At 66.2% G+C, this 26,889-nt stretch carries 25 protein-coding genes; 19 read left to right on the forward strand and 6 right to left on the reverse strand.

Annotated elements, in window-relative coordinates; genetic code table 11:
* On the reverse strand, window positions 1-365 hold a 365-nt coding region (locus Q8M13_RS18545; RefSeq protein WP_305301639.1), incomplete at its 3' end, for an adenylosuccinate synthetase.
* A 216-nt stretch (window positions 366-581) separates the two neighbouring features.
* On the opposite strand from Q8M13_RS18545, the gene Q8M13_RS18550 reads away from it, so the two are divergent.
* Complete coding sequence (locus tag Q8M13_RS18550) at window positions 582-1,562, forward strand: threonine/serine dehydratase (RefSeq protein ID WP_305301640.1); 981 nt, start codon at window positions 582-584, stop codon at window positions 1,560-1,562.
* Here Q8M13_RS18550 and Q8M13_RS18555 read toward each other — a convergent pair.
* The 3 genes from Q8M13_RS18555 to Q8M13_RS18565 are packed head-to-tail and all read right to left on the reverse strand — an operon-like array spanning window position 1,559 to window position 7,279.
* Window positions 1,559-4,693 (reverse strand): efflux RND transporter permease subunit, encoded by a 3,135-nt coding sequence (locus Q8M13_RS18555; protein ID WP_305301641.1) that lies wholly within the window; start codon window positions 4,691-4,693, stop codon window positions 1,559-1,561. The two genes, Q8M13_RS18550 and Q8M13_RS18555, sit on opposite strands and share 4 nt — an antisense overlap.
* Entirely contained in the window at window positions 4,690-5,841 is a 1,152-nt protein-coding gene (locus Q8M13_RS18560; protein WP_305301642.1) for an efflux RND transporter periplasmic adaptor subunit, read from the reverse strand. The genes Q8M13_RS18555 and Q8M13_RS18560 overlap by 4 nt, the downstream gene beginning before the upstream one ends.
* A gap of 1 nt (window position 5,842) precedes the next feature.
* Entirely contained in the window at window positions 5,843-7,279 is a 1,437-nt protein-coding gene (locus Q8M13_RS18565) for an efflux transporter outer membrane subunit (protein WP_305301643.1), read from the reverse strand.
* A 241-nt stretch (window positions 7,280-7,520) separates the two neighbouring features.
* On the opposite strand from Q8M13_RS18565, the gene Q8M13_RS18570 reads away from it, so the two are divergent.
* Both Q8M13_RS18570 and Q8M13_RS18575 read left to right on the forward strand, forming a co-directional pair.
* Window positions 7,521-9,185: a M28 family metallopeptidase gene (locus tag Q8M13_RS18570; RefSeq protein WP_305301644.1), complete on the forward strand. Its 1,665-nt coding sequence runs from the start codon at window positions 7,521-7,523 to the stop codon at window positions 9,183-9,185.
* 14 nt (window positions 9,186-9,199) lie between these two features.
* Window positions 9,200-10,003, forward strand: a complete 804-nt coding sequence (locus Q8M13_RS18575; RefSeq protein WP_305301645.1) for a DUF72 domain-containing protein — start codon at window positions 9,200-9,202, stop codon at window positions 10,001-10,003.
* 76 nt (window positions 10,004-10,079) lie between these two features.
* Here the strand turns inward: Q8M13_RS18575 and Q8M13_RS18580 are convergent, their stop codons facing one another.
* A complete protein-coding gene (locus Q8M13_RS18580; RefSeq protein WP_305301646.1) occupies window positions 10,080-10,388 on the reverse strand; it encodes a hypothetical protein in 309 nt (102 codons plus the stop codon).
* Between the two features lie 235 nt (window positions 10,389-10,623).
* On the opposite strand from Q8M13_RS18580, the gene Q8M13_RS18585 reads away from it, so the two are divergent.
* From Q8M13_RS18585 to Q8M13_RS18645, 13 genes are all read left to right on the forward strand, one after another.
* Complete coding sequence (locus Q8M13_RS18585) at window positions 10,624-12,555, forward strand: methyl-accepting chemotaxis protein (RefSeq protein ID WP_305301647.1); 1,932 nt, start codon at window positions 10,624-10,626, stop codon at window positions 12,553-12,555.
* A 178-nt stretch (window positions 12,556-12,733) separates the two neighbouring features.
* The gene (locus tag Q8M13_RS18590; protein ID WP_305301648.1) at window positions 12,734-13,057 is read left to right on the forward strand and encodes a DUF1330 domain-containing protein; all 324 of its coding nucleotides are present in this window, start codon (window positions 12,734-12,736) and stop codon (window positions 13,055-13,057) included.
* A 54-nt stretch (window positions 13,058-13,111) separates the two neighbouring features.
* A complete protein-coding gene (locus tag Q8M13_RS18595) occupies window positions 13,112-14,038 on the forward strand; it encodes an SDR family oxidoreductase (RefSeq protein WP_305301649.1) in 927 nt (308 codons plus the stop codon).
* 97 nt (window positions 14,039-14,135) lie between these two features.
* Window positions 14,136-14,759 carry a TetR/AcrR family transcriptional regulator gene (locus Q8M13_RS18600; RefSeq protein WP_305301651.1) on the forward strand — a complete coding sequence of 208 codons (624 nt, stop codon included), beginning with the start codon at window positions 14,136-14,138 and terminating at the stop codon, window positions 14,757-14,759.
* A 4-nt stretch (window positions 14,760-14,763) separates the two neighbouring features.
* Window positions 14,764-15,822: an alpha/beta hydrolase gene (locus Q8M13_RS18605; RefSeq protein ID WP_305301652.1), complete on the forward strand. Its 1,059-nt coding sequence runs from the start codon at window positions 14,764-14,766 to the stop codon at window positions 15,820-15,822.
* Window positions 15,803-16,780, forward strand: coding sequence for an NADPH:quinone oxidoreductase family protein (locus tag Q8M13_RS18610; RefSeq protein ID WP_305301654.1), 978 nt, complete (start codon window positions 15,803-15,805; stop codon window positions 16,778-16,780). The genes Q8M13_RS18605 and Q8M13_RS18610 overlap by 20 nt, the downstream gene beginning before the upstream one ends.
* A 14-nt stretch (window positions 16,781-16,794) precedes the next feature.
* Window positions 16,795-17,541, forward strand: a complete 747-nt coding sequence (gene map, locus Q8M13_RS18615; RefSeq protein WP_305301655.1) for a type I methionyl aminopeptidase — start codon at window positions 16,795-16,797, stop codon at window positions 17,539-17,541.
* A 156-nt stretch (window positions 17,542-17,697) separates the two neighbouring features.
* Window positions 17,698-17,832 carry a 50S ribosomal protein L34 gene (rpmH, locus tag Q8M13_RS18620; protein WP_056731898.1) on the forward strand — a complete coding sequence of 45 codons (135 nt, stop codon included), beginning with the start codon at window positions 17,698-17,700 and terminating at the stop codon, window positions 17,830-17,832.
* Between the two features lie 35 nt (window positions 17,833-17,867).
* A complete protein-coding gene (rnpA, locus tag Q8M13_RS18625) occupies window positions 17,868-18,269 on the forward strand; it encodes a ribonuclease P protein component (RefSeq protein ID WP_305301657.1) in 402 nt (133 codons plus the stop codon).
* A 12-nt stretch (window positions 18,270-18,281) separates the two neighbouring features.
* On the forward strand, window positions 18,282-20,078 hold the full coding sequence (gene yidC, locus Q8M13_RS18630; RefSeq protein ID WP_305301659.1) for a membrane protein insertase YidC: 1,797 nt from the start codon (window positions 18,282-18,284) through the stop codon (window positions 20,076-20,078).
* Entirely contained in the window at window positions 20,078-20,728 is a 651-nt protein-coding gene (yihA, locus tag Q8M13_RS18635; protein ID WP_305301661.1) for a ribosome biogenesis GTP-binding protein YihA/YsxC, read from the forward strand. The genes yidC and yihA overlap by 1 nt, the downstream gene beginning before the upstream one ends.
* Window positions 20,729-20,946: 218 nt before the next feature.
* Window positions 20,947-22,089, forward strand: coding sequence for an acyl-CoA dehydrogenase family protein (locus Q8M13_RS18640; protein WP_305301663.1), 1,143 nt, complete (start codon window positions 20,947-20,949; stop codon window positions 22,087-22,089).
* Window positions 22,090-22,185: 96 nt separating this feature from the next.
* On the forward strand, window positions 22,186-22,944 hold the full coding sequence (locus Q8M13_RS18645) for a Crp/Fnr family transcriptional regulator (protein ID WP_305301664.1): 759 nt from the start codon (window positions 22,186-22,188) through the stop codon (window positions 22,942-22,944).
* 6 nt (window positions 22,945-22,950) lie between these two features.
* Here Q8M13_RS18645 and Q8M13_RS18650 read toward each other — a convergent pair whose 3' ends face one another.
* Window positions 22,951-24,219, reverse strand: a complete 1,269-nt coding sequence (locus tag Q8M13_RS18650) for an amidohydrolase family protein (RefSeq protein ID WP_305301665.1) — start codon at window positions 24,217-24,219, stop codon at window positions 22,951-22,953.
* Window positions 24,220-24,417: 198 nt separating this feature from the next.
* Between Q8M13_RS18650 and argB the strand changes: the two genes are divergently transcribed.
* Genes argB through dapD form a run of 3 tightly spaced genes read left to right on the forward strand, consistent with a single transcriptional unit; the run spans window position 24,418 to window position 26,821 of the window.
* Entirely contained in the window at window positions 24,418-25,332 is a 915-nt protein-coding gene (gene argB, locus Q8M13_RS18655) for an acetylglutamate kinase (protein WP_305301666.1), read from the forward strand.
* Window positions 25,329-25,991, forward strand: a complete 663-nt coding sequence (locus Q8M13_RS18660) for a pyrimidine 5'-nucleotidase (RefSeq protein ID WP_305301668.1) — start codon at window positions 25,329-25,331, stop codon at window positions 25,989-25,991. Before argB ends, Q8M13_RS18660 begins: the two co-directional genes overlap by 4 nt.
* On the forward strand, window positions 25,991-26,821 hold the full coding sequence (gene dapD, locus Q8M13_RS18665) for a 2,3,4,5-tetrahydropyridine-2,6-dicarboxylate N-succinyltransferase (protein ID WP_305301669.1): 831 nt from the start codon (window positions 25,991-25,993) through the stop codon (window positions 26,819-26,821). Before Q8M13_RS18660 ends, dapD begins: the two co-directional genes overlap by 1 nt.
* Window positions 26,822-26,889: the final 68 nt, after the last annotated feature.

The raw sequence follows: 26,889 nt of genomic DNA on the forward strand, positions 1-26,889 counted from the left end.
CCCGAGGCCAGTTCGCGCGCCTGATCGAGCTGTACGTGGTAGGGCATGATCAGCGGCGTCGCCGGACTGATCTTCAGGCGGTCGCGCACGGCAACGCCGGTGGCCTCGACCTCGGCCACTTCGGTGCGCAGCGCATCCGGCGACAGCACCACGCCGTTGCCGATCAGGCACTCGATCCCTTCGCGCAGAATGCCCGACGGAATCAGGTGCAACACCGTCTTCTTGCCATTGACGATGAGCGTGTGGCCGGCATTGTGCCCGCCCTGGAAACGCACCACGGCGCGTACGCGCTCGGTCAGCAGGTCGACAATCTTGCCCTTGCCCTCGTCGCCCCATTGGGCGCCGATCACGGTCACATTGGCCATTTAGATACGATTTCCCGGCCTGCCGAGCGGGTCCAACCACGCCCTTCGACAGGCTCTCGGCGGGTGGACTGGATCGATTTTAGGAAGCAGACGCATAGCCTAAGCCAACAGCCGTCCGGTTCGCTGGGGGTAAACCAGCGACGGGCGTCGCCGTCAAGCCCCGCGCCGTGCGGCGAGGTCGCGCCGGTGCGCGCCCGGCGCTATGCTGGACCTCAAATGACAGTGACCTTGCCAGACATCGAAGCCGCCGCCGCTCGCCTCGCCGGCCACGCGGTCGAAACCCCGCTGATCGAAAGCCCTGCCCTGAACGAGCGCCTGGGCCGCCGGGTGTTGATCAAGCCCGAGACCCTGCAGCGGGTCGGCGCATTCAAGTTCCGGGGCGCCTACAACCGGCTGGCGCAGCTCTCATCGCAGCAGGCCCAGGCGGGAGTCGTCGCCTACTCTTCCGGCAATCACGCCCAGGGCGTGGCCCTGGCGGCGAGGCTGCTCGGCATGCCCGCCCTGATCTTGATGCCGTCCGACGCGCCCACCGTAAAGATCGAGGCGACGCGCGGCTATGGCGCGGAGGTCCAACTCTACGACCGCCTGACCCAGAGCCGTGAAGCTCTCGCCGCGACAGTGGCCGCTGAGCGCGGCGCAGTCATCGTTCCGTCCTTCGATGATCCCGACATCATCGCCGGCCAGGGCACGATCGGCCTCGAACTCATCCGCCAGGCCGGCGCGCGTGGCGCTGAGCTCGACGTCGTGGTGGCGCCGATCGGCGGGGGCGGTTTGATGGCCGGCCTATCGACCGCCGTGAAGGCGCTCTCGCCCGCCACCGCCATCGTCGGGGTGGAGCCGGAAGGCTTCGACGACACCCTGCGTTCGCTGCAAAAGGACGAGCGGATCAACATCAAGCCGACGACGCGCTCGCTGTGCGACGCGCTGGAAAGCCCAGCGCCGGGCGAACTCACCTTCCCGGTCCTTCAGAAGACCGTCGCCGATGTCGCGGTCGTCAGCGACGCCGAGGTGGCCGAAGCCATGCGCTACGCCTTCGCCGTCCTGAAGCTCGTGGTCGAGCCCGGCGGCGCCGTCGGCCTCGCCGCCCTGCTGGGGGGCAAGGTCAAGTTCGGGAAAGAGGGCGCTACCGGCCTGGTGCTGTCCGGCGGCAACGTCGATCCCGAGCTGTTCGCCCAGGTCCTGCGCCGAGAGATCTAGAGCCGGTCCTCCGGCGCCGGGACCGGCGCGGCGTCGCGGGGCGTGACCAGCTTGGCGAGCTTGGGTTTCAGCCAGTTCTCGAAGTCGTCGACGAACTCATAAACCACCGGCACCAGCACCAGAGACAGCAGGGTCGAGGTGATCAGGCCGCCGATCACGGCGACCGCCATCGGCTGGCGGAACTCGGCCCCCTTCTCCAAGGCGAACGCGGTCGGCAGCATGCCCGCCGCCATGGCCAGGGTGGTCATGACGATCGGACGCGCCCGCTCGCGGCAAGCCTCGATCAGGGCCTCGCGCTGCTCCCTGCCGTCGCGCTCCCGCTCGATGGCGTACTCCACCAAGAGGATGGAGTTCTTGGCCGCGAGGCCCAGCAGCATCAGGAAGCCGATCAGCGAGGGTATCGATAGCGAGAGGTCGAAGATCAGCAGGCCGAGGAACGCCCCGCCCACCGCCAGCGGCAAGGCCGAGAGGATGACGATCGGCTTGAAGAACGAGCGGAACAGCAGAACCAGAACGCCGTAGATCATCGCCACGCCGGCGAAGACCGCCAGTCCGAAGGAGGCGAACAGTTCCTGCATGGCCTCCAATTGGCCGGTCTCGGCCGGGGTCACGCCGGCCGGCAGGTTCTTCATGATCGGCAGCTTGTCGACGGCCTGGTTGGCGGTGCCCATCTCGACGCCGTTCAACTCGGCCTGGACCGTCTGCTGGCGCATTCGGTTGAGACGTTCGATCCGCGCCGGACCGGCCTGGAACTCGACATCGGCCACCGCCTCCAGCGTCGTCACCGCGCCGGACGAGGTCGGGATGCGCAGCGCCTTGATCCGCTGGATGTCGGCGCGGGCGTCGGCTGGCAGGCGGATGCGGATCGGCAGGCGCCGCTCGCCATCCGTCAGCTTGGCGACGTTGGCGTCGATATCGCCGACCGTCGCCACCCGGGCGACCTGCGCGATGGTGTCAGCGGTGACGCCAAGACGCGCGGCCTCGGCTTCCCGCGGCCGGATCACCACCTCGGGCCCGACCGGCGGAGTCGAGGGCCGGGGGTCGGCGATGACGTTCAGGGTGCGCATCTGCTTCTCAAGCTCGAGCGCAGTGGCCTGAAGCTTGGCCGGGTCGTTGCTCTGCAGGATCTTCTGCAACCCCGCCTCGCCCTGGGATCCGAGGAAGCTGACGCGGGCGTCGGGTATGGCGAGCAGGTCGGCGCGCATTTCCTTGCGCAGGTCCGCCCCGCTGATGTGACGATCACCGGACAGCAGAACCGTCATGGTGCCGGAGCGCAGATCGCTCCCGCCGCCACCGCCCCCACCAGGACCACCAACGGAAACCGTCGAACCGATCTGAGCGAACACGCCGGTGACTTCCGGCCGGTCCTGGAACAGCTTCGTCAGGCGTTGGACGACATCTTCCATGTCGGTCGCGGTCGCGCCGGGCGGGCCCTGCACGTTGATATAGAGATAGTCAGGATCGCCCTCGGGCTGGAAGCCCTGCGGCAGCATCGGGACCAGCAGCAGCGAGCCGATGAAGATCACCCCGCCGATGATGGACGCGATGATCCGGTGGTCGAGCGCCCATTCCAGTGTGTCCCGGTAGAACCCTTCGAACGGTTTACGCGGCTTGGGATGAGCAACGGGCTTCAGCAGGTAGGCGGCCATCAGCGGCGTCAGCAGTCGCGCGACGACCAGCGAGAACAGCACCGCGATCGACACGGTGATGCCGAACTCGCGGAAGAACTGACCGGCCATGCCGGCCATGAACGACACAGGCGTGAACACCACGACGATGGCGAAGGTCGTCGCCACCACCGCCAGACCGATGGCGTCCGCGCCTTCCATAGCCGCCTGATAGGGCCGCATGCCCCCGGCGACGCGTTTCTCGATGTTCTCGATCTCCACGATGGCGTCATCGACCAGGATGCCGATGACCAGGGTCAGCGCGAGCAGGGTCACGACGTTCAGCGAGAAGCCGAACAGGTTCATGAAGAAGAAAGTGGGGATCAGCGAGACGGGCATGGCGAACGCGGTGATCGCCGTCGAGCGCCAGTCGCGCAGGAACAGGAACACCACCAGGGCCGCCAGGATCATGCCTTCCAGCAGCACGTGCTGGGTGGCCCGGAAGCTGGCCCGCGTCTCGTCGACGCTGGAAAAGATCTTGGTGAAGGTGACGCCCTTGTACTGACCTTCGGCCTTCGCCAGGGCGGCGATGATGTTGTCCTCGACCGCGACGTCGCTGGAGTCGCGGGTCTTCATCACCATGAAGCCGACCACCGGCTGGCCGTTCAGGCGCGCGAAGCCGCGCACCTCCGACGAGCCGTCGCCGACCTCGGCGATATCAGTCAGCCGCACGTGGCCGCCATTGCCGGTCGAGATCGTGAAGTCGCGCAGAGCCTTCAGCGTGTTGACCGAGCCGAGAACCCGCAGGGTCTGCTCGCGTCCGCCGACCTCGACGCGCCCGCCGGGAGCGTCGAGATTGGCCGCGCGCAGGGCGTTGTTCACCTGTGCTGCGGTCAGGCCACGGGCGTTGAGCTTGTCAGGATCAATGATGACATTGATCTCGCGGGTCACACCGCCGACCCGGGCGACCTGGGCCACGCCCTTTTCGCCCTGCAGCAGACGCCCCAGCGTGTCGTCGACGAACCACGACAGCTCGACGTCCGACATTTCGGGCGCGGTGACCGCGTAAGTCAGGATGGGCTGACTATCGAGCTCCACCCGTGTGACGGTCGGCTCGTCGATCTCGCGCGGCAATACGGCCCGCGCCTGATCGACCCGAGAGCGAACCTCGTCGGTCTTCTTCTGCAGATCCTCGCCGAGCTCGAACTCGATATTGGTGCTGGAGACGCCCTGGGTAACCGTCGAATAGATGTTCTTGACGTTCGGGATGCCAGCCATGGCGTCCTCGATCGGTCGCGTGATCTGGGTTTCCATTTCCCCCGGCGCAGCGCCGTTTTGCGTGACCGTCACCGACACCATCGGGAACTGCACGTTGGGGAACATTTTTACGTAGAGGCCGGTGTAGGCCACCATCCCGGCCAGCAGCAGCGCCACGAAAAGCACCGCGACCGGAACGGGATTCTTGATGGCCCAGGCTGAAATCTTCAGCCCGTCGCCGCCACCGCTGGCGTGAGCGTCACTCATTGTTTCTTACCAGGAACTGGAGCCGCCGCCGGCTTGGCTGCGGGAGCCGCAGTTGGGGCCGCGGTCGCGTCCATCGGTTTGACGACGTCGCCGTCGAGCAGGAAAGCCGCGGCGTTCTGGATCACTCGGGTGCCAGCCGGCGGTCCCTTGACGAGGGTCACGAGGCCTTCGCCGCGCGCGCCGGTCTGGACGACCACGCGCTTGACCTTGTTACCCTCTCCCACGGTCATCACGCTAGCGCCATCGGCGTCATAGCGGATCGCGGTCTCCGGCACCGTCAGGCCCTGGCCTGAGGCGTCGCTGAAGATGGCGCGACCAAAGCCGCCAGCACGAATATCGTCGCGCACCGGCAGACTGATGCGCACCGAGCCGAGCTTCGTCTGGGTGTTCACTTCCGGCGCGACGATCCGCACCTGGCCCTCCGCACTGCCGCCCGACGGCAGGGTGACGGTGACGCGTTGCCCGACGCGCACCCGGGCCATGTCATCCTCAGGAAGCTCGGCGGACAGCTCGATCTTGCCCTCGCGGGCGATACGGAACCACGGCGTTGCGCCGCCGGCGGCCAGATCGCCTGGCCGCACGGTGCGTTCGAGAACCAGGCCGGAGACCGGCGCGGTGACCGCCAGCTTGCCTGCCCGGGTCTGGGCGTCGCGATAGGCGGCGGCCTGGGCGTTGGCGGTGGCGCGGGATGCCTTGGCCTGGAAGCGGCGCTGCTGCAGCGCCTCGTCCGACAAGACGCCCTGGCCATCGAGGCCAGCGACCCGCGCGGCTTCGGCTTCCGCCTGATCGGCTTGAATCGCGGCCTGGGCGGCCAGTGCGCGCTGCTGTTCGACCTGGGCGGCGATCAAGGCTCCGTCCAGTTGGGCCAGCGTCTCGCCGGCGCGGACATAGGCGCCCTCTTCGACCAGCACGCGCGACACACGATAGCCGGTGACTTCCGGCGCGACGGCCGCTTCCTCACGAGGGATCAGCGAGCCCGAGGCTGTCAACGAACCCGTGATGGAGCGATTTTCCACCCGCACGACACGGACGGTGCGCGCCTCGGCGGCGGGATCCTTCTTGGGCGGTTCCTTGGGGCCGCAAGCCGTGAGGGCCAAGGCAGACACGAGGCCGACCGTGAGCGTCAGATAGGTCTTGGATCTCGACACGTCAGCGAGCCTCTTTGTTGGTCGGAGCCGACTGGAGCGGCCAACCGCCTCCCAGGGCCTTGTAGGTTTGAACCGCGCGGCGCAGGGCCTGCACCTCGGCGGCCGTTTCTTGGGTGCGCACGCTGCGCCACGCCTGTTCGTTGTTCAGCGCCGTCTGCAAGTCGGTGACGCCAGCCACATAACTCTTGCGGGACGCCTCATAAGCCCGCTTGGCGCGGGCCTCGCCAGCGTTCAGCAGTTCCACGCGGCGACGGTCGGCGGCGAGCCGCACCAGCGAATTCTCAGCCTCTCCAAAAGCGGTCTGCACCGCTTTCTCATAGGCGATCGCGGCCTGCTCGGTGCGGGCGTCCTGGGCGTTCAGCTCGGAAAGCAGGCGCGGAATGTCCAGCACCGGGATCGTCACATTGGCGCCGATGGTCCAGCTCTGGACCACGTTGGACAGGTTCGGCTGCCGAGTGTCCTGAAGGCCGATGCCCGGCGTCAGCTTGAAGGTCGGGAAGAAGGCGAGCTTCGCGTAGTCGAGGCGGCCCAAGGCCGAGACCAGCATGGCTTCGGCCTGACGCACATCGGGCCTCCGGGCGAGCAGTTCCCCGGGAATGGCGGCGGGCGGCTGCGGGATCGCGCCGACCTGGGCGTCCACCGGCAGGTTCGCCGTCGGCTCGATTCCGCGGCCAACCAGGATCAGCAGTGTGCGGCGTTGCGCCTGGAGATCAGCCTCAAGCCCAGCCACCTGGCTTTCGGCCGTAGAAAGGTCGCCGGCGACGCGGTCGGCGTCAGATGTCGCGGCGATGCCGCGATCGACCCGGACCTGTACGATACGCAGCAGTTCGCTCTGAATGCGCGCGGTCGCCTTGGCGTCTTCAAGTTGGATCGCCAGGCCGCGGGCCTGGAAATAGCTGTCGGCGACATTGGCCGCGAGACTTGCCCGCGTCGCTTCATAGTCCAGCCGTGCGGCGGCCATTTCAGCATTGGCCGCGCGCCGCGCGGCGAACACTCTGCCGAACAGGTCGATTTCCCAGGTCACGTCGAAATTGACGCCGTAGCTCTCGCTTTCGCCGACCGTCGAGAAGTCAGGAATGCTGACCCGCGTACCATCGATCACCCGGCTATCGGTCTTGGACGCCGAGCCACGAATGTTTCCCTGCGGCAGGAAATTGGTTAGGGCGCCCTGGCGCGTCGCGCGGGCTTCCTGCAGTCGAGCCGCCGCCGTCCGCGCATCGGGGCTGGCCGCCAGCGCCTGTTCGATCAGGCCGGTGAGTTGCGGATCATTGAAGGCGAGCCACCAGGTGTCGAGCGCAACAGCGCCCGCAGGCGGAGCCGAAGGCGCCTCGAAGGCGGCGGGCAAGCGCGTGTCGACGCTCCGCGTGGAGGCGCAAGCCGAGAGCGCAAGGCAGGCCAGGGCGACCAGGGGAGTGGTCGCGGAAGAGGCTGAACGCATCATTCTTTTCGTCATTGGCGGTCCGCGAACGCTCACTGAGCCTGCTGGCTTTCGCGTGGCGCGGCGCTGACCTTGATACCGGCGTTTTCGTCTTAGTCGGGTGCGGGCGCGCCGTCGATTGCCGAGCCGAGACATTCGGCATTGGCCATCGGCACTGTGGCGTGTTGGTCGCAGCCCCCTAGCGCTAGCTAGGCCATCGAATTACGGTCCCGCGCAATCTCGTCCCACACTTGGAATGTTCATGAAGCAGTTTCTCCTCGCCAGCGCCGCGATTTGGGCCGTTTTCGCCGCTCCGGCTCTTGCCGCTGATATCGCCCCGGCCAAGATCGCCGAACACGTTAAAGTTTTGTCATCCGACGCCTATGAGGGCCGCGCTCCGGCGACCGAGGGCGAAAAAAAGACCGTCGCCTACATCATCGAGCAATATAAGGCCGCCGGCCTGCAACCGGGCGGCGACCTGAAGGACGGCCAGCGCGCCTGGACCCAGGACGTTCCGCTCGCCCGCTTCGAAAACGAAGGCCCTGTCACCGTTAGCGTGAACCTGGGCGGCAAGACCCAGACCTGGACCCAAGGCGAAGAGGTCGCCCTGCGCGCTGCCCAGACCGGCGCCGATCGCGTTAGCATCAAGGACGCCCCGATAGTGTTCGTCGGCTACGGCGTCACCGCTCCTGAACGCAACTGGGACGACTTCAAGGGTCAGGACCTGAAGGGCAAGATCGCCCTGGTGCTGGTCAACGATCCGGACTTCGAAACCGGCCCTGACGTCAAGAATGGGGGCGACTTCGGCGGCAAGGCCATGACCTACTACGGCCGCTGGACCTATAAGTTCGAGGAGGCTGCGCGCCGCGGCGCCGCCGGCTTCCTAGTGGTTCACGAAACCGCCCCGGCCTCCTACGGCTGGGCGACGGTGAAGAACTCCAACACCAACACCGTCTTCGACATCATCCGCGACAAGCCCAGCGACGCCCACGCCCCGCTCGAAGGCTGGATCCAGCGCGACAAGGCCGTTGAGCTGCTGAAGGCCTCCGGTCTCGATTTCGAGACCCTGAAGAAGCAAGCCCAGACCCGCGACTTCAAGCCGGTCGAGCTGAAGGGCGCGACTTTCTCCACCGACTACGCCGTCGATGTGCAGAAGATCGTTTCCAAGAACGTGGTCGGCCTGGTCCCCGGCGCCAAGCGCCCCGACGAGGTGGTGATCTACTCCTCGCACTGGGACCACCTGGGCGTCGGGCTGCCGGATGCGAAGGGCGATACCATCTACAACGGCGCCGTCGATAACGCCGACGGCATCGCGACGATGATCGAGATCGGCCGCGCCTTCGCCAACGGCCCAAAACCGGACCGCTCAGTCTTGTTCCTGGCGGTGACAGCCGAGGAAAAGGGCCTGCTGGGCTCGGAATACTATTCGGCCAGCCCGCTCTATCCGCTGGCCAAGACCGTCGCCAACATCAACATGGACGCGCTCTCGCCATCCGGCCCCGCCAAGGACTTCACCTCGTCCGGCAACGCCGCCTCCACTCTGCAGGACGATCTGATCGCGGTCGGCAAGACTCACGGCCGCTACTACTCGCCCGACCCGCGCCCGGAGGCCGGCAGCTTCTTCCGGTCGGACCACTTCCCGTTCGCCAAGCGCGGCGTCCCGGCGATCTCGTTCGGCTCCGGCCGCGACCTGGTCAATGGCGGGACGGCTGCGGGCGACGCCTTCTCCAAGGTCTACACGGCCGACCGCTACCACCAGCCGGCCGACGAATATGACCCCTCGTGGAATCTTGAAGGTATGGCGCAGGACGGCCAACTGATGTTGGATCTGGGCCGCAAGCTGGCCAATTCGACCGAATGGCCGGAATGGAAAGCGGGCTCTGAATTCAAGCTGACCCGGGACGCCACCGCGTCCCAGCGGAAATAGCGAACGAGGGTGCGATGGCGCAGGCGGGTTTGATCCGTACCGGGATCGGAGGCTGGACCTTCGAACCCTGGCGGGGCGTGTTCTATCCGGAAGGACTGAAACAGGCCGACGAACTCGCCTACGCCAGTCGCCACCTGAAGACGCTGGAGATCAACTCCACCTATTATTCGAGTCAAAAGCCCGAGACCTTCGCCAAATGGGCGGCCGCCACTCCGGACGGCTTCGTCTTCTCGGTGAAGGCCTCGCGGTTCTGCACCAACCGGCGGGTCCTGGCCGAGGCCGGCGAGTCGGTCGGCAAGTTCCTGAACCAGGGCGTGGTCGAACTGGGCGACCGGCTGGGGCCGATCAACTGGCAGTTCATGGCCACCAAGAAGTTCGATCCCGACGACTTCGCCGCCTTCCTCGCCCTATTGCCGAAGAAACTCGACGGCTTGGCGCTGCGCCACGTGGTCGAGGTGCGCCATCCGAGCTTCGCCACCCCAGCCTTCGTCAAGCTGTGCCGCGACCATGACGTTGCGATCTGCGTGGCCGAGCATGAGACCCACCCGCTGATCGCCGACATCACTACCGGCTTCGTCTATCTGCGGCTGATGAAGGGCGTCGACGAGATCGAGACCGCCTACCCGCCTGAGGAACTCGACGCCTGGGCAGGGCGGCTTACTGACTACGCGAAGGGCCAGGTGCCCGGCGACTTCAAGCCGCTCGACCGCACCGGCCCCGCGGAAGGCCCGCGCGAAGTCTTCGCCTATGTCATCCACGAGGGTAAAATTCGCGCGCCCGCTGCGGCCCAGGCCCTGGACGCCCGCGTGAACAAGTAGTGGCGCAACGCAAAACGCCCCCGGCCATGGGCCGAGGGCGCGATCTGCAAGAATAGGAATTCTTGTTCGGGGACGCTTACGCGCCGCCGGGGAAGCGCATCGGCACCTTCACGACGCCGGTCTTCGACCCCATCGGCAGGGCGTCGGCCACGCACAGGGCGGCCTTGTCGAAGCCCTTGCCGGCCTTGCTGTCTTCCAGAACCTTGCAGCCCGAAAGCTTGCCGGCCGTGGCGCTGCACTCAAGCATCACAACAGCCGCGTCGCGGGTGTTGGCGTGCTTGGTCAGGCACTTGGCCATGCTGTCTTGGAAATCAGCGGCGGACGACGCGCCGGCGAACGCCAGGCAGAGAGCGATACCGCCCCCGAGTTTGATGAGATTCTTCATTGCCCCAACCCTTTCTAGATAACGGACGCAACGCTGTTATCGGGGATGCAGGTTAAAAGAATCTGATCTTCGCCAAATAGATGTGGTTAAGGACAAGTAAACCGCTGAATCACAATTGTTGTGTCTTTGTATATACGCGCCCGCGCAAGTCGCAAAAAACCCTGACGCCAGTGACGTTTGGTTAGCAACATGTCGGCATCTTCCCCCAAAGGCTAATGGCTTCGGGGGAAAATTAGTGAAGCGCTTTCGGCTTGTAGACGTGCCGCTGATCGTCAAGATCGGCTTCGCACCTGCTTTTGCACTGGTCATGCTGGCCCTGACGGCCGGGGGCGCGGTTGTTATCCAGCGCGGCCAGGCAAGCGACCTGCGCCAGGTTGTCCACTCTGATCTGCCCAACAGCCTGCGTCTGCAGAAGGTTTCGGAACGCATCACCGGCGTTCACGGCGAACTCTACTTCCTTCTGACCCACCAAGCCGCCGCCATCGAAGTCGATCAGATCGAAGGCCGAAGCCAAGCGCTGCTGACCGAAGTCGACGCGATCACCAAGGAAGTCGAGGCGATCGCCGCCAAGGCTCCGCCCTCGCAGAAGAAGTCCTTCGACGAGTTGATCAAGGCGCTGAAGCAGACCCGCGATGCGCTCGACGTCATCGCCGCCATGATCACCACCGACTTCGGCACCGCCGCAGGCTTCGCTGCTCCCTTCGAGGAGGAGTACACGAAGATGAGCGGGACCCTGGGCAAGATCGTCGCCGCCAACGGCGCCCTGACCGACGCCAACGCGAAGGCCAGCGAAGATCGTTCGCAAGCCGCCCAGATGGTGACCATGATCGCCGCCCTTGCGACCTTGCTGATCGCCGGCGCCCTGGCCTGGGCCCTGACCGCCATCCTGCGGGGCGACGTCAAGAAGATCGCCAGCGCCACCGAAGGCCTCGCGCACGGCGACAATGCGATCAACCTGGACGCTCTGGCCCGCAAGGACGAACTGGGCGCCATCGTCTCCTCGCTGACCATCTTCCGCGACAACCAGCTGCATCTTGAGAAGCTGCGCGTCGAACACGAACACACCGAGGCCGCCGCCGAAGTCACCCGCCGCCAGAACGCCGAAGCCGCCGCGGCGATCGCCGAGGAACAGGCCATGGTGGTGCAGTCGCTGGCTCAGGGCCTCGACAGCCTCGCCGCCGGCGACCTGACCTATCGTCTCGATCGCGAATTCCCCGGCGACTACCGCAAGCTTCGCGACGACTTCAACGCCGCCTCCGCCAAGCTTGAAGAGGCCATGCGCGCCATCGCCGGCGCCACCGCCTCCATCCAGTCGGGCGCCGGTGAGATCAGCCACTCGGCCGACGACCTGTCGCGCCGCACCGAGCACCAGGCCGCGACCCTCGAAGAAACCGCCGCGGCGCTCGACGAGATCACCGCGACCGTCAACAAGACCTCGGAAGGCGCATCGCACGGCCGTGAAGCCGTCGCCGCCGCCAAGACCGACGCTGAAGAAGGCGGCCTGGTCGTGGGCCGCGCCATCGAGGCCATGGGTCAGATCGAAAGCTCGGCCAAGCAGATCAGCCAGATCATCGGCGTGATCGACGAGATCGCCTTCCAGACCAACCTGCTGGCGCTGAACGCGGGCGTTGAAGCCGCCCGCGCTGGCGAAGCTGGCCGCGGTTTCGCCGTCGTCGCCTCGGAAGTCCGCGCCCTGGCCCAGCGCTCGGCCGAAGCCGCCAAGGAGATCAAGACCCTGATCTCGGCCTCCAGCCAGCAAGTCGCCTCCGGCGTCAGCCTGGTCGGCGAGACCGGCAAAGCCCTGGAACGCATCGTTCGCCAGGTCGGTGAAATTTCGAACGTGGTCGGCGAAATCGCCGCCTCGGCCAAGGAAGAAGCCCTCGGCCTTGGCCAGGTGAACACCGCCGTCAACCAGATGGATCAAGTCACCCAGCAGAACGCCGCCATGGTCGAGGAATCGACCGCCGCCAGCCGCGTCCTGGCCGACGAGGCAGAGGAACTGGCTCGCCTGGTCGCCCGGTTCAAGGTGGCCGGCGGCGGGGTGCAAACCGCGACCCGCCGGGCCGCCCCGCCCCAGCAACGCCAGTCGCAACGACCGGCGACGCGTGGGGCGAACGCCCTCGCCTACGCCCCCCAGGCTGACGAAGACACCTGGGAAGAATTCTAAGAACAAGACGTCCAGGAAGAGACCAAGGGGTCGCCGCGAGGCGGCCCCTTTTTCGTTGGCGGTCTGATGGTCCTCCGCGACCCAAAAAAAGCGCCTGAGCATTACCTCGCGCGTAATCGATCCGGGCGCCGGGAGAGGACAGGTTCGTGGAGCCAAGTCCACTGACCACGAGGTTCCCATGTCCACCTACGCCATCGCCAAACTCCGCCACATTGTGATGGGTGAGGCCATCGTCGAGTACCTACACCGGATCGACGCCACCCTGGCTCCCTTCGGCGGCAAGTTCCGCGTCCATGGTGGCGAGGCCGAAGTGCTGGAGGGCGACTGGTCCGGCGACCTGATCATGATCGAGTTCGCCGACCGCAGGGCCGCGCGCGACTGGTACGAATCGCCTGCCTATCAGGCGATCCTGCCGCTGCGGACTGAGCACTCCGAAGGGGACGTGATCTTCATCGATGGCGTCGCAGAAAACCACCGCGCACACGAGATCCTGCCCGCTTGACCGACGCGGCGTAAGGAGCCGCGACATCCTCCCAACATATGCGGAGGACGCGCCATGGCCGAGTTGACACCCGACGACCTGATGTTCCGCCCTGGCCTGATGAAGGGCGAGCGGATCCTGATCACCGGCGGCGGCACCGGCCTGGGCAAGGTCATGGCCGAGGCCTGCCTGATCCTGGGCGCCGAGGTCTATATCTGCGGTCGTCGCGGCGGCGTCGTGGAGGCCACCGCCAAGGAACTGATGGCCGCCCATCCCGAGGCCGCCGGCAAGGTCGTCAGCCTGGCCTGCGACATCCGGGTGCCGGAAGCGATCTCGGAAATGCTGGACAAGATCTGGAGCGACGGCGGCGCCCTGACCGGCCTGGTCAACAACGCGGCCGGCAATTTCATCAGCCGCACCCAGGACCTCAGCCCGCGCGGCTTCGACGCCATCGCCAATATCGTCTTCCGGGGTTCGTTCTTCGTCACCCTCGACTGCGGCAAGCGCTGGATCGCCGAGGGCAAGCGGGCCTCGGTGGTGTCGATCCTGACCACCTGGGTCTGGAACGGCGGCCCCTACACCGTGCCCTCGGCCATGTCGAAGGCGGGGCTCGCCACCATGAGCCAGTCGCTGGCGGTCGAATGGGGTGATTACGGCATTCGGTTCAACAATATCGCACCCGGCCCCTTCCCCACCGAGGGCATGAGCGCGCGGCTAAATCCCAGCCAAGCCGAGGACACCGGCGGCGCCTATTCGGATATGACCGGCAACCCGATGGGGCGGGTCGGCGACATGCGCGAACTGGCCAACCTCGCCGTCTATCTGCTGCATCCGTTGTCGGCCTATGTGAACGGCCAGACGATCGCCATCGACGGCGCGGCCTGGCAAGCCACCGGCGGCAACTTCTCTCGGCTACGCAGTTGGGGCGACGCCGAATGGACGGCGGCGCGGGAGGCGATTTCGGCCACCAACGCCAAGGACCGCGCCGCTCGCACGGTTTGACCCATTCGGTCAGCGCGGCCCGGCGATGCTCAGCCTTGGCTTGGCGCACCGGCTGGCCCTACAATGACGGGCGTCACGTTTCTTGAGTCACATCAGAATGTCCGAAATCGCCTACCTCCCCGCCGGCAAGCGCGAGCTGACCAAGGTCGCCAATCGGCAGGCCATCATGGACGCTGCACGCGAAGTGTTCGGGGAGCTTGGCTACGAGACCGCCACGGTGCGCGACATCATCCGGCGTACAGGGCTCGCAGCCGGCACCTTCTATAATTACTATCGCTCCAAGGACGAGGTGTACCTCGCCCTCTCGGCCGAAGGCGCGCGGCAGTTCGCGCCGCTGCTGAAAGCCCAGCGTGCGCAATCGGCCGATTGGAACGAATTCGTCCGTGCCGCCATCGGCGCCTATTTCCTGTTCCTCAGCGACGCCCATAAGACCTGGCTCGCGCGCCGCCCGCCTGAAGAGGTGGTGCCCCACGTGCATGGCGAAACCCCAGAAATGGCGGCGGTGTTCAACGAGGTGCGTGAAGCCATTGTCGATGAGATCGCCATGGGCCGCGCCCCGGCGGCCGACCCCGACTATGTCGCCGCCGCCTGCATCGCGATCGCTCGCGACGTCGGCGAGCGGATGCTGACCCGCCGTCCCATCGACACGCAGGGGGCCACGGAATTCGCCGTCGCCATGATCCAGGGAGGTCTTCAGGGCCTTCCAAAGTCCAAGGCCTGAAGTCGTGCCTGGCGGATCGGCTCAGCGGTTCCTCGCCCGCACGGTCCTGTCACTGCCCGCTCCGATCCTGAGGCTGATGTCGGGAGGATCGGTGGTCTATCGCGGCGGTCGCACCCTTGATCCGCGGCTCCAGTTCATGGCCGCCCAGGCCGCGCATATGCCGCCGATGACGACGCTCAGTCCGGAGGAGGCGCGCAGGGCCAGCGCCCAGGCCGCCGCGATCTATGGCGGCAGGCCCGAACCAGGCGTGCGTACCGAGGCGCTCACGATACCTGCGGCCCACGGCTCGATCCCCGCGCGCGCCTACCGCCCGGAAAACCAGGACCCGGCCGCTCCGGTGATCGTGTTTGCGCACTTCGGCGGGGGCGTGATCGGCGACCTCGACACCTGCGACGCCTTCTGCGGGATCCTGGCGAAGCTGGCCCGCGCGCCGGTAGTGTCGGTGGAATACCGCCTCGCACCCGAACATCGCTTCCCGGCGGGCCTGGAGGACGTGCTGGGCGCGTTCCGCTACGCCCGTGAGCATGCGGCCAGTTTCGGCGCGCCGGCCGGCCACGCGGCGATTGGGGGCGATTCCATGGGCGGCAACTTCGCCGCCGTGGTCTGCCAGGAACTTCGACGCTCCGGCGAGCCGCAGCCCGCCCTGCAACTGCTCATCTATCCGTGCGTCGATGTGGTCAGCGAAACCGCCTCCATGGCCACCTATGCCGACGCCTTCCCACTGTCGCGGGCGATGATGGAGTGGTTCATGGGCCACTATATGGGCCCAGGCGCAGACCCGGCCGATCCGCGCCTGTCTCCGATCCGCGAGGGTGATCTCTCCGGCCTGGCGCAGGCGGTCATCGTGACGGCGGGCTTCGATCCGTTGGTCGATCAGGGCGAGGCCTACGCCAAGCGCCTGCGCGCCGCCGGCGTGCCCGTCGCCTATCGTTGCTACGACAGCCAGGCTCACGGTTTCACCGCCTTCACAGGTGTCGTCCCTTGCGCCGACGTGGCCTGTCGTGAAATTGCGGGCCTGGTCCGCGAAGGCCTGGAGGGACGTATTGCGCGCGCTGTTGGTTGAGGAACTGGCCCCGGATTACGGCGGCTGCGTCCTGAAGGAGATCGAGACCCCTGCCCCCGGTCCGGGCGAGGTGCAGATCAAGGTGCGCGCGGCGGCGGTGAACTTCCCCGACCTGCTGCAGACCCGCGGCGAGTATCAACACAAGCCGCCCCTGCCGTTCATTCCCGGCATGGAGGTCGCCGGCGAGGTGTCGGCCTTGGGCGAAGGCGTGACTGAGTTCGAGGTCGGCGACGCGGTGGTCGGCGGCGCCCGGATCGGCGGATTTTCTGAGTACGCGATCACCCCCGCCGCGATCCTGCGTAAGAAGCCCGAAAGCCTGTCGTTCAGCCAGGCGGCCGGATATTCGACCGCCTATCTCACCGCCTATGTCTCCCTGGTGCGCCGCGCCCAGGTCGAGGCTGGCGAGTGGGTGCTGGTGCATGGCGCGGCCGGAGGCGTCGGCCTGGCCGCCGTGGACATGGCCAAGCACCTGGGCTGCAAGGTGATCGCCGCCTCGGCGTCGGACGAGAAGCTCGCCATCCTGCAGGCCGAGTACCAGCCTGACGCCATTGTGAACGTGACTGGCGGCTTCCGGGAAAAGGTCAAGGAGATCACCGGCGGACGCGGCGCCGACGTGATCTACGATCCGGTGGGCGGGGACGTGTTCGACGAGAGCCTGCGCTGCATCGCCTTCAACGGCCGCATCCTCTCGATCGGCTTCACGTCCGGCCGCCAGCCGGTGCTGCCGGTCAATATAGCCCTGATCAAGGGCTTCTCGGTGATGGGCGTGCGAGCCGGGGAGTACGGCCGCCAATTCCCTGAAAAGGGCCGCGAGAACACCGCCGCCATCTGGGCGATGGCCGATAAGATGAAGCCCCGCGTCGATCACGAGTATCGACTGGACGAGTGGCGCGCCGCGTTCGATTCCCTGGCCACGCGCAAAGTGGTCGGCAAAACCATCGTGCGGCCGGATTTATAGGATAGCGCTCCGCCATGACCATTGAAAAAGAAGAAGAACTCGAGGGCCTGAAGGCGGCCGGCCGGTTGGTGGCGCGGACGCTGGACGCCATGAGCAAGGCCCTGGAGCCCGGCATCACCACGCGTGAGCTGGACCAGTTGGGCCGCCAGATGCTGGAACTGGAAGGCGCCCGCTCGGCGCCGGAGCTGACCTATAACTTCCCGGGCGCGACCTGCATCTCCGTCGGCCCCGACTGCGCCCATGGGATTCCGGACGACCGCAAGATCGCCGCGGGCGACCTGGTCAATATCGACGTCTCTGCCGAGTTGAACGGCTTCTATGGCGACACCGGCGCCAGCTTCGCCGTGCCTCCCGTGACCGCAAAGATCGAGCGACTGTGCCGCGACGGCCGCCGCGCCATGTGGAGCGGCATCCGCGCTGTGCGCCCAGGCGGCAAGTTGAACGAGATCGGCAAAGCCATCGAGACCTTCGCGGACAAGCACGGCTACAGCCTGGTCAAGAACCTCGCCAGCCATGGCGTCGGCCGCTCGCTGCACGACGACCCCAGCGAGATTCCGACTTGGTGGGAACGCGGCGACCGCCGCCGTATTCACGAGGGCTTGGTCTTCACCATCGAGCCGTTCTTGTCGCTCGGCGCCGACTGGGTGGAGGAGTTGGACGACGGCTGGACGCTCACCCCGCCAGGCGGCGAGCCCACGGTCCAGTACGAACACACCCTCGTGGCGACCAAGCGCGGGCCAGTGATTCTGACCCTGGCCTGACCGGCCTGGGAGGGGTGACGAACCCCGCGGATCACATTAATGCTGCTTCGAACGCTCAAACCATGCGGAATAGCGCGTGTTGAGGGTCGCAGCGGTTGACACGTCCCGCCGCCTCCCCTAGGAAGCGCGCCTTGTTTTCGAGCCGGAGCTAATCACGTGAAGCGGACTTTCCAACCGTCCCGACTGGTGCGCGCTCGTCGTCACGGTTTCCGCAGCCGTATGGCGACGAAGAACGGCGCCAAGATCGTGGCTCGCCGTCGCGCCAAGGGCCGCAAGCGCCTGACCGCCTAAGACGTTCCACGTCTTGACGGCTTAGGTGTCGGGCCATGACCGACGCCCCCCTAAAAATCGAGCGCCTGCAAAAGCGCCCTGATTTTCTCGCCGCGGCGCGCGCTGTTTCGTGCGCCAAAGGCGCGATCGTACTGCAGGCCCGAAATCGGGCCGACGACACCCCCTTGATCAGAGTCGGCTTCACCGCCACCCGTAAGGTCGGGGGGGCGGTGGTCCGCAATCGCGCCAAGCGGCGCATGCGTGAAGCCGCCAGGGTGCTTTTGCCGCAGCTCGCCAAGCCCGGCTTCGACTATGTATTGATCGCTCGCAACGGCGCGCCGACGCGCCCATGGCCGCGTTTGCTTGACGATGTGAAAAGCGCGCTGATAAGCCTCGCGGCCGATAGCGACAGCCCGTCCCGCGCTTCGCCGCGCGCCCCTCCTTCCCCCTCCGCCTGAGCGCGCGTCCTTATGCAAGAGAACAACAACCGCAATACGATCATCTTCGTGGTCAGCGCGGTTCTGATCCTGATCGCCTACCAGTTCCTGGTCGTGGACCCCGCCACCAAGCGGCGGAACGCCGACATGGTCCGCCAAAAGGCTGCGACCGTGGAGACCCAGAAGCCCGGCGTGCTCCCCAGCGCGACGCCTGGAACCGTGGTGGTCTCGCGTGAGCAAGCCGCCGCAGCCAGCACCCGGGCGCCGATCACGACTCCGGCCCTGAGCGGTTCGGTCTCCCTGCGCGGCGCGCGGATCGACGACCTGTTCCTGAAGAACTACCGCCAGACGGTCGACAAGACCTCGCCTCCGGTGGAGCTGCTGCGCCCGGAGGGCTCGCGCTACGCCTACTTCGCCGAGTTCGGCTGGACCGGCGCCAACCTGCCCGGCCTGCCGACCGCAGACACCGTCTGGCAACTGGTCGAGGGTTCGACCCTCGCGCCCGGCCAACCGCTGACGCTGCGCACCAGCACCGGCCAGGGCCTGACCTTTACCCGCAAGATCGAGGTGGACGACCGCTTCATGTTCACGGTGACCGACACCGTGGCCAACACCGGCACGGGATCGGTGACGCTCGCTCCCTACGGCTCGGTCCAGCGCCAGGGCATCCCGGCCGGCCTGGGCAAGATACAGATCGTCCATGAAGGCGCGATCGGCTGGCTCGGCGACGAACTGCGCCAGGTGAAGTACGCCAAGTGGCTGAAGGACGGCGGCGGCTCGCCGATCACCTCCACCGGCGGCTGGACCGGCATCACCGACAAGTACTGGCTCGCCGCCATGATCCCGGATCAGAAAGAGCGCATCCAAAGCCAGTACCGGGTGACCAAGGCCGGTGCGACCGACATCTACGAAGCCAACTATATCGGCCAGCCGCGGGTCATCCCCGCCGGCCGCCAGATCACCGAGACCACCCGCCTGTTCGCCGGCGCCAAGACGGTTCCGGTGCTGAAGGACTACGAGACCAAGCTGGGCGTGCCGCACTTCGACATGGCCGTCGACTGGGGGAACTTCTGGTTCATCACCCGGCCGATGTTCGCCTTCCTCGACTTCATCTTCCGCCACGTCGGCAACTTCGGCATCGCCATCCTGCTGCTGACCGTCGCTGTGAAGCTCATCTTCTTCCCGCTGGCCAACAAGAGCTACGAGTCGCTCACCAAGATGAAGAAGGTGCAGCCGCAGGTCGAAGAGCTGCGCAAGCGCCTCAAGGACGACCCGGCCAAGCAGCAACAGGAGCTGATGGCGCTCTATCAGAAGGAAAAGATCAATCCTCTGACGGGCTGCCTGCCCATGCTGGTCCAGATCCCGGTCTTCTACGGCCTCTACAAGGTGCTGACGGTCACCATCGAAATGCGGCACGCGCCGTTCTTCGGCTGGATCCAGGACCTCTCGGCCCGCGACCCGCTGACCATCTGGAACCTGTTCGGCCTGCTGCCCTACAACCCGGCGACCGTCCCGGTCATCGGCGGGTTCCTGAACTCCGACCTCCTGCACCTGGGCCCGCTGGCCCTGCTCTACGGCGTGACCATGTACCTCTCGACGGCCATGAACCCGCCGCAGGCTGATCCCGTGCAGCAGAAGATCTTCCAGTTCATGCCGATCATGTTCACGTTCATCATGGCGCCCTTCGCGGTCGGCCTGCTGATCTACTGGGCCTGGTCGAACGTGCTGACGATCCTGCAGCAGTACCTGATCATGCGCCGCTTCAAGGTGGACAACCCCATCGACCAGATCATCGCCAAGCTGACCGGCAAGAAGTCGAAGATCGCCTAGTGAACGAGGACCCGCTCTTCACCGAAGAACAGTTGGAGGAGGCCCGCGTGCTGTTCGCACGCCAGGCCACCTTCATGATGGGGGCCGTCGCCATCGACGGCCTGCCGCCGGGCGACCTGCCTGAAGTGGCCTTCGCCGGCCGCTCCAATGTCGGCAAGTCGTCGCTGATCAACGGCCTGGTGGGTCACAAGGGTCTGGCTCGCGCTTCCAACGAGCCGGGCCGCACCCGCGAGTTGAACTTCTTCGTGCTGGACGACAAGCTGCGGCTGGTCGACCTACCCGGCTATGGCTGGGCCAAGGCCTCCAAGATCACGGTGAAGAAGTTCCAGAACCTTGGCCGCGACTTCCTGCGCGGCCGGGCGAACCTGAAGCGGGCCTATCTGCTGATCGACGCGCGCCATGGCCTGAAGGAAGTCGACAAGGAGCCCATGGACGCCTTCGACAAGGCGGCGGTCTCCTATCAGATCATCCTGACCAAGGCCGACAAGATGAAGCCGCACGAGGTCGAGGCGGCCCGCATCAAGACTGAGGCGGCGATCGCCAAGCGTCCGGCCGCTTTCCCCCGCGTGCTCGCCACGTCCTCGGAAAAGGGCGACGGCCTGGCCGAACTGCGCGCCGAGATCATGACCACCTGCGAAGTCCGGCCCTAGCCACAACACCAAGCTCGTCATCCTCCGGGCAGCCAAAGGCTGCTCCGGGGGACCCAAGCTGAGGTGCAAAGCTGGTTAGCCCGCTTGGGTCCCCCGGATCGTCTTTCAGACGACGGGAGGATGACGAAGTGGTTTGCCAATGATGACGCAGGGTCACGCTTTCCGCTGAACGCCCCGCATGGAACAACTGGCCCAACCTAACCACAGGGCCAGCCATCATGCTCTCCACCGCCGGCCGCACGGCCTATGACGCCGATCTCGAGCTGTTCCGCGATCAAGTCCGGAAGTTCTTCGACAAGGAGCTCTACCCCCACCTCGACCGATGGGAGGCCGAGGGCATCGTCGATCGCGAGTTCTGGAAGGCCTACGGCGCGGCCGGCCTGCTCTGCCCGCAGGTTCCATCCGAATACGGCGGCCTGGAGTTGGACTACCGCTTCAACGCGGTCATCGGCGAAGAGCTGGCCTATGCCGGCTCGTCGGCCGGCGTCACCCTGCAGTCCGACATCACCGTCGACTACCTGATCAACTACGGGTCCGAGGAACAGAAGAAGCGCTTCCTGCCCGGCATGGTCTCCGGGGAGATCATCACCGCCATCGCCATGACCGAACCCGGCACTGGCTCAGACCTGCAAGGGGTCCGGACCACCGCCCGGCGTGACGGCAATCACTACGTGATCAACGGCTCGAAAACCTACATCACCAACGGCCAGAACGCCGACGTGGTGATCGTGGTGGCCAAGACCGACCCGACGCTTGGCTCGAAGGGGATCTCGTTAATCCTGGTCGAACGCGGCGCGGAGGGCTTTGAGCGCGGCCGCAACCTGGACAAGGTCGGCCAGCACTCGGCCGACACCTCCGAGCTGTTCTTCAACGACGTGCGTGTGCCGATCACCAGTTGCCTGGGCGAGGAAGGTCGAGGCTTCGCCTATCTGATGGGACAGTTGCCGCAAGAGCGCCTGCAGATCGCCGTGGCCGGCCAAGCCGGCGCTCAGCGCGCATTCGACGAGGCGGTCAAGTTCACCAAGGAGCGCAAGGCCTTCGGACAGTCGATCTTCGACTTCCAGAACACCCGCTTCACTCTGGCGGCCCTGAAGGCCAAGCTGCAGGTCGGCTGGGCGCACCTGGACTGGGCGATCACGCGCCACGTGGCGGGCGAACTGACGGCGGCCGAAGCTTCCGCAGCCAAGCTGTTCCACACAGAACTGCAGTGGGAAGCCTGCGACATCGCCCTGCAACTGCACGGCGGGGCCGGCTACATGAACGAGTATCCCATCGCCCGCCTGTGGCGCGACGCGCGCGTGCAGCGCATCTATGGCGGCACCTCGGAGATCATGAAGGAGGTGGTGGCCCGCTCAATCTGAGGCTGACCAAGTCAGTCGTGAACCCGACGGTGAAGCTAGCGTGGCCGTTGTATGCGCTGGCCCGTTCGCAGCGTATGCTCGGTCAGAGGTCACAATATGAGCATCAGCACCGTCGATCCACCTTCGGACCGGAAACGCCTGGGCCTTGAGCCACGCGTGGCCAACCGGTTGCTCGCGGCGGTAAGCGTCGCGGACTTCGAAAAACTTGTCGGCCGCCTAGAGGTGGTCACCCTGAACCGCGGACAGGTCTTGTTCGAACCCGGCGACGACGTGATCACCACCTATTTCCCGGCGCACAAGACGATGGTCTCGTTGTTGATCATCACGCGCGACGGCCACGAGATCGAGGCCGCCACGATCGGCCGCGAGGGTGCGGTGGGCGGCATCGTCAGCGCGGGCAACAAGCCGGCCTTTGGTCGCGCGGTCGTCCAGATCGCCGGCCTCGCGCTCGCCATACCCACGGCCGCCTTGGAGAACATCAAGGACGTCTCGCCGCGGTTTGGAGAACTGTTCTCCCGCTACGCCGACGCCCTGTTGGCGCAGATGATGCAGTCTGTGGCCTGCAACGCCCTGCACTCGGTTGAGGAACGCTGCTGTCGCTGGCTGCTGGCCACCCATGACCGAGCCGGCGACCAGATCATCCAGCTCACCCAGGAATCGCTGGCCGAAATGCTCGGCGTCCAGCGCACCACGGTGACCGCGGTCATCCAGAACCTCGAGGCCAAGGGCCTGCTGCGCCGTCAACGTGGACGGGTCGAGATCATTGAACGGCGCGGCCTCGAGCGCGCCGCCTGCGAATGCTACCAGGCCGTCGAAGACCACTTCGAACGGCTGCTGCCCGAAGTGGCCCTTTGATCGCTGCTAGGGCCGCTTGACCACGTCGCCGCCCTTCATGACGAACACCGGCTTTTCCAACACCGTCACGTCGCTGAGCGGGTCGCCGATCACCCCCACCATGTCGCCGTAGGCGCCAGGCGCCACGCGCCCGACATCGCGCTCCTGGCCCAGCGCCTGGGCCGCGTTGACGGTGGCAGCCTGGATCGCCTGCAGCGGGCTCGCGCCATAGCGCACCATCACCGCGAACTGACGAGCGTTGTCGCCATGGGGAAAGACCCCGGCGTCGGTCGAATAGATCTGCCGCACCCCGGCCTTCAGACTCTTTTTGAAGTTCTGCCGTTGGATCTCGCCGATGTCGCGATCCTTCTGAAGGTTCTCCTCCAGCACGCCGTTCTTCTTGCCCTCAGCCTGGGTGTAGTCGGTGTTGTAGATGTCCATGCCGAACCAGGTCCCCTTCTGGGCCGCGAGCTTGACGCCCTCGTCGTCGACCAGGCTGGCGTGCTCAATGGTGTCGATCCCAGCCAGGATAGCGGCCTTGATGCCGGCCGCGCCGTGAGCATGGGCGGCTACCTTCATCCCCGCCATGTGGGCCTCGTCGGCAACGACCTTCATCTCCTCCAGCGTCATCTGCTGGGCGCCGGGTGCGTCGCCGCGGGAGAAGACCCCGCCGGTGGCGCAGATCTTGATCACCTGCGCGCCATATTTGCGCAGCGTCCGCACCGAGTGGCGCGCCTGATCGGGACTGTCGGCGTTGTAGGGCGACTTCTGCTCCATCGAGGGTGGGAAGAAGGTCTCATCGCAATGGCCGCCGGTGGCGCCGAACGAATAGGCGGCCGTGACGATGCGCGGGCCGGGAATGAAGCCGTTGTCGATCGCCTCGCGCAGGCCGACATCGCCATAGAAGGCCGAACCGACGTTGCGAACGGTGGTGAAGCCAGCCTCCAGCGTATCCTTTGCGTGCCGGGTCCCGATCGCTGTCCAGAAGGCGTCCGAGAATTGATAGCCGGTATAGCCGCCATAGAGCGGCGAGAAGGTCAGGTGTACGTGCATGTCGATCAGGCCGGGCAGCAGGGTCACGCCCGGCAAGCTCACCTGCGTCGCGCCCGCCGGAATGGCGTCCCCCTGCCGACCCACCGACGTAATCCGGCCATCGGTGATGATCACCAGCGGCTTGTCGGCGACCTTGCCCGTGGCCGGGTCGATCAGCCTGTCGGCGCTGACGGCAACGGTGGCGGCGTTGGCGGTGGTGGCGAGAAGCGTCGCGGCGAGCGCGGCGAGCATTGTGGAGCGCATGAAATCCCCTAACGACCTGACGAACAGTGACGCTAGCACGCCATTGCGGCGCGTCGAGACGGTGACACGCGGGTCAGGGTCCGCTATCGGAGCGCTCCGACTAGGGCGCATTGGCCGAACCTGGACGCCGAGTCCGGCGGCTGGCGCGTCCTAACTCTTCGACTTGGAGCCCGAGAGGCTCTTGGAGGGCCGAAAGCCTTGACCGACGACGCCGAAGAACAGGGCTGGGCCACCGCGAAGACCCTGGCCACGGCCCTGCCCTACATCCAGATCTACGACCGCGAGGTCGTGACGATCAAATACGGCGGCCACGCCATGGGCGAGGAAAGCGTCGCCAGGCTGTTCGCCGCCGACGCAGTGCTGCTGAAGATGCTGGGCGTCCATCCCGTGGTGGTCCACGGCGGCGGACCGCAGATCTCGCGCATGCTGGACAAGGCTGGTGTGAAGTCGACCTTTATCGACGGGCTGCGGGTCACCGACGAGGCCACCATGGAAGTGGCCGAGATGGTGCTGTCCGGCGCGATCAACAAAGAGATCGCCAACTGGATCACCCTGGCCGGCGCCGAGGCCGACGTGCGCGGCGTGGGCCTGTCGGGCAAGGATGCTCGCCTGATCACCGTCGAAAAAGCCCACCGCACCAAGAAGGACCCCGACAGCCAGATCGAACAGGTCGTCGACCTTGGCTTTGTCGGCGAGCCGACCCGCATCGATCCCAAGCTGATCGAAGCCCTGATCTATGCCGACGAGGACTACATCCCCGTGGTCGCGCCGATCGGCGTTTCGGTCGAGGGCGAAACCTACAACATCAACGCCGACACCGTGGCCGGCGCCCTGGCCGGCGCACTGAACGCCAAGCGCATGTTGCTGCTGACCGACGTGCGCGGCGTGCTGGACGCCAATGGCGACCTGATCCGCCAGATGACGCTGGCCGAGGCCCGCGAAGCCATCGCCTCGGGCGTGGCCACCGGCGGCATGATCCCGAAGCTGGAAACCGCCATCGCGGCGGTGGAGTCGGGCGTCGAGGCCGTCGTCATCCTTGATGGCCGACGCCCGCATGCCATGCTGACCGAACTCTTCACCGAACATGGCTCGGGGACGCTCATCCGCGCATGAGGCCAGACCTCTCTCACATCGACACCTGGCTCTTCGACCTGGACAACACCCTGTATCCCGCCGAGTCCGGGTTCATGGGTCAGGTCGAGGGCCGGATGACCGCCTTCGTGGCCAAGGTCACTGGGCTGCCGATGGAGGAAGCCTATGGGCTGCAGAAGAAGTATCTTGCCGAGCACGGCCTGACCCTGAAGGGCCTGATGCTGCACCACGGCGTCGATCCGGCCGACTTCCACGCCCTTTTCCACGATCTGTCCCTGGAGCTCCTGGCCCAGGATCCGGAGTTGGTCGCGGCCATTGCCAGCCTGCCGGGCCGCCGATTGATCTTCACCAACGCCGACGACAAGCACGCCGAACGGGTGCTGGCCCACCTGGGCCTTCGCGGCCTGTTTGACGACGTCTTCCACATCCATTCGTTTGGGTTCGCGCCCAAGCCCGATCCGCTGGGCTTCCAGCGGATGATCGACGCCCACGGCCTGAGCCCCTCCACGACCTCGTTCTTCGAGGACTCGGAGCATAACTTGAAGCCGGCGGCGGACCTCGGCATGACCACCGTCCTGGTCGGCTCGAAGGCGCTCGCCTCCACCGCACCCTTTGTCCACTACCGCACCGATAAGCTGACGCCGTTCCTGACGGCGGCGCGCCTCAAGGAAGCCAATTGATGTCCGACGACCTGAAGTCCGTGATCGAAGCCGCCTGGGAAGCCCGGGCCGATATCAACACCGGAACCCAAGGCGCCGTTCGCGAAGCCGTCGAAGAGACCCTGAGCCGACTGGACGCCGGAACCCTGCGCGTCGCCACCCGCGGCGACGACGGCGTCTGGACCACCCACCAATGGGCCAAGCAGGCCATCCTGCTGTCCTTCCGCCTGAGCCCCAACGTGCTGATGGACGCCCCGGCGCCCGGCCCCTTCTGGGACAAGGTCCCCTCGAAGTTCGCCGGCTGGGACGCCGCCCGGTTCGAGGCCGCCGGCTTCCGCGCGGTGCCCGGCGTCGTGGCCCGCCGCGGCGCCTTCATCGCCCGCAACACCGTGCTGATGCCGTCGTTCGTCAATATCGGCGCCTATGTTGATGAGGGCACGATGGTCGACACCTGGGCCACGGTCGGCTCCTGCGCCCAGATCGGCAAGAACGTCCACCTGTCGGGCGGCGCCGGAATCGGCGGCGTGCTGGAGCCGCTGCAGGCCAATCCGACCATCATTGAGGACAACTGCTTCATCGGCGCGCGCTCCGAAGTCGCCGAAGGCGTCATCGTCCGCGAGGGCAGCGTGCTGTCGATGGGCACCTTCATCACCTCGACCACCCGCATCGTCGATCGCAAGACCGGCGAAGTGTTCATGGGCGAGGTTCCGCCCTACTCGGTGATCATGCCAGGTTCGATGCCCAGCCCGTTCGGCGAGGGCCTGCCCTCGATCAACTGCGCGGTCATCGTCAAGACCGTGGACGAGCGCACCCGCTCCAAGACCTCAATCAACGAGCTGCTGCGCGACTGATCGCGCCGGACGCATCCCCGCGTCCTCCACAGCCCATCAACTGATTCGCTAACAGGCCCGCTTGCGGG

This window comes from Phenylobacterium sp., from assembly GCF_030681155.1.
Classification (GTDB): domain Bacteria; phylum Pseudomonadota; class Alphaproteobacteria; order Caulobacterales; family Caulobacteraceae; genus Phenylobacterium.

Bases quoted from the DNA above. Each gene is read 5' to 3' on its own strand.
- Q8M13_RS18550 (WP_305301640.1), top strand. From the start codon at position 582: ATGACAGTGACCTTGCCAGACATCGAAGCCGCCGCCGCTCGCCTCGCC.
- Q8M13_RS18555 (WP_305301641.1), bottom strand. From the start codon at position 4,693: ATGAGTGACGCTCACGCCAGCGGTGGCGGCGACGGGCTGAAGATTTCA.
- Q8M13_RS18565 (WP_305301643.1), bottom strand. From the start codon at position 7,279: ATGCGTTCAGCCTCTTCCGCGACCACTCCCCTGGTCGCCCTGGCCTGC.
- Q8M13_RS18570 (WP_305301644.1), top strand. From the start codon at position 7,521: ATGAAGCAGTTTCTCCTCGCCAGCGCCGCGATTTGGGCCGTTTTCGCC.
- Q8M13_RS18575 (WP_305301645.1), top strand. From the start codon at position 9,200: ATGGCGCAGGCGGGTTTGATCCGTACCGGGATCGGAGGCTGGACCTTC.
- Q8M13_RS18580 (WP_305301646.1), bottom strand. From the start codon at position 10,388: ATGAAGAATCTCATCAAACTCGGGGGCGGTATCGCTCTCTGCCTGGCG.
- Q8M13_RS18590 (WP_305301648.1), top strand. From the start codon at position 12,734: ATGTCCACCTACGCCATCGCCAAACTCCGCCACATTGTGATGGGTGAG.
- Q8M13_RS18595 (WP_305301649.1), top strand. From the start codon at position 13,112: ATGGCCGAGTTGACACCCGACGACCTGATGTTCCGCCCTGGCCTGATG.
- Q8M13_RS18600 (WP_305301651.1), top strand. From the start codon at position 14,136: ATGTCCGAAATCGCCTACCTCCCCGCCGGCAAGCGCGAGCTGACCAAG.
- map (WP_305301655.1), top strand. From the start codon at position 16,795: ATGACCATTGAAAAAGAAGAAGAACTCGAGGGCCTGAAGGCGGCCGGC.
- rnpA (WP_305301657.1), top strand. From the start codon at position 17,868: ATGACCGACGCCCCCCTAAAAATCGAGCGCCTGCAAAAGCGCCCTGAT.
- yidC (WP_305301659.1), top strand. From the start codon at position 18,282: ATGCAAGAGAACAACAACCGCAATACGATCATCTTCGTGGTCAGCGCG.
- Q8M13_RS18640 (WP_305301663.1), top strand. From the start codon at position 20,947: ATGCTCTCCACCGCCGGCCGCACGGCCTATGACGCCGATCTCGAGCTG.
- Q8M13_RS18645 (WP_305301664.1), top strand. From the start codon at position 22,186: ATGAGCATCAGCACCGTCGATCCACCTTCGGACCGGAAACGCCTGGGC.
- Q8M13_RS18650 (WP_305301665.1), bottom strand. From the start codon at position 24,219: ATGCGCTCCACAATGCTCGCCGCGCTCGCCGCGACGCTTCTCGCCACC.
- Q8M13_RS18660 (WP_305301668.1), top strand. From the start codon at position 25,329: ATGAGGCCAGACCTCTCTCACATCGACACCTGGCTCTTCGACCTGGAC.
- dapD (WP_305301669.1), top strand. From the start codon at position 25,991: ATGTCCGACGACCTGAAGTCCGTGATCGAAGCCGCCTGGGAAGCCCGG.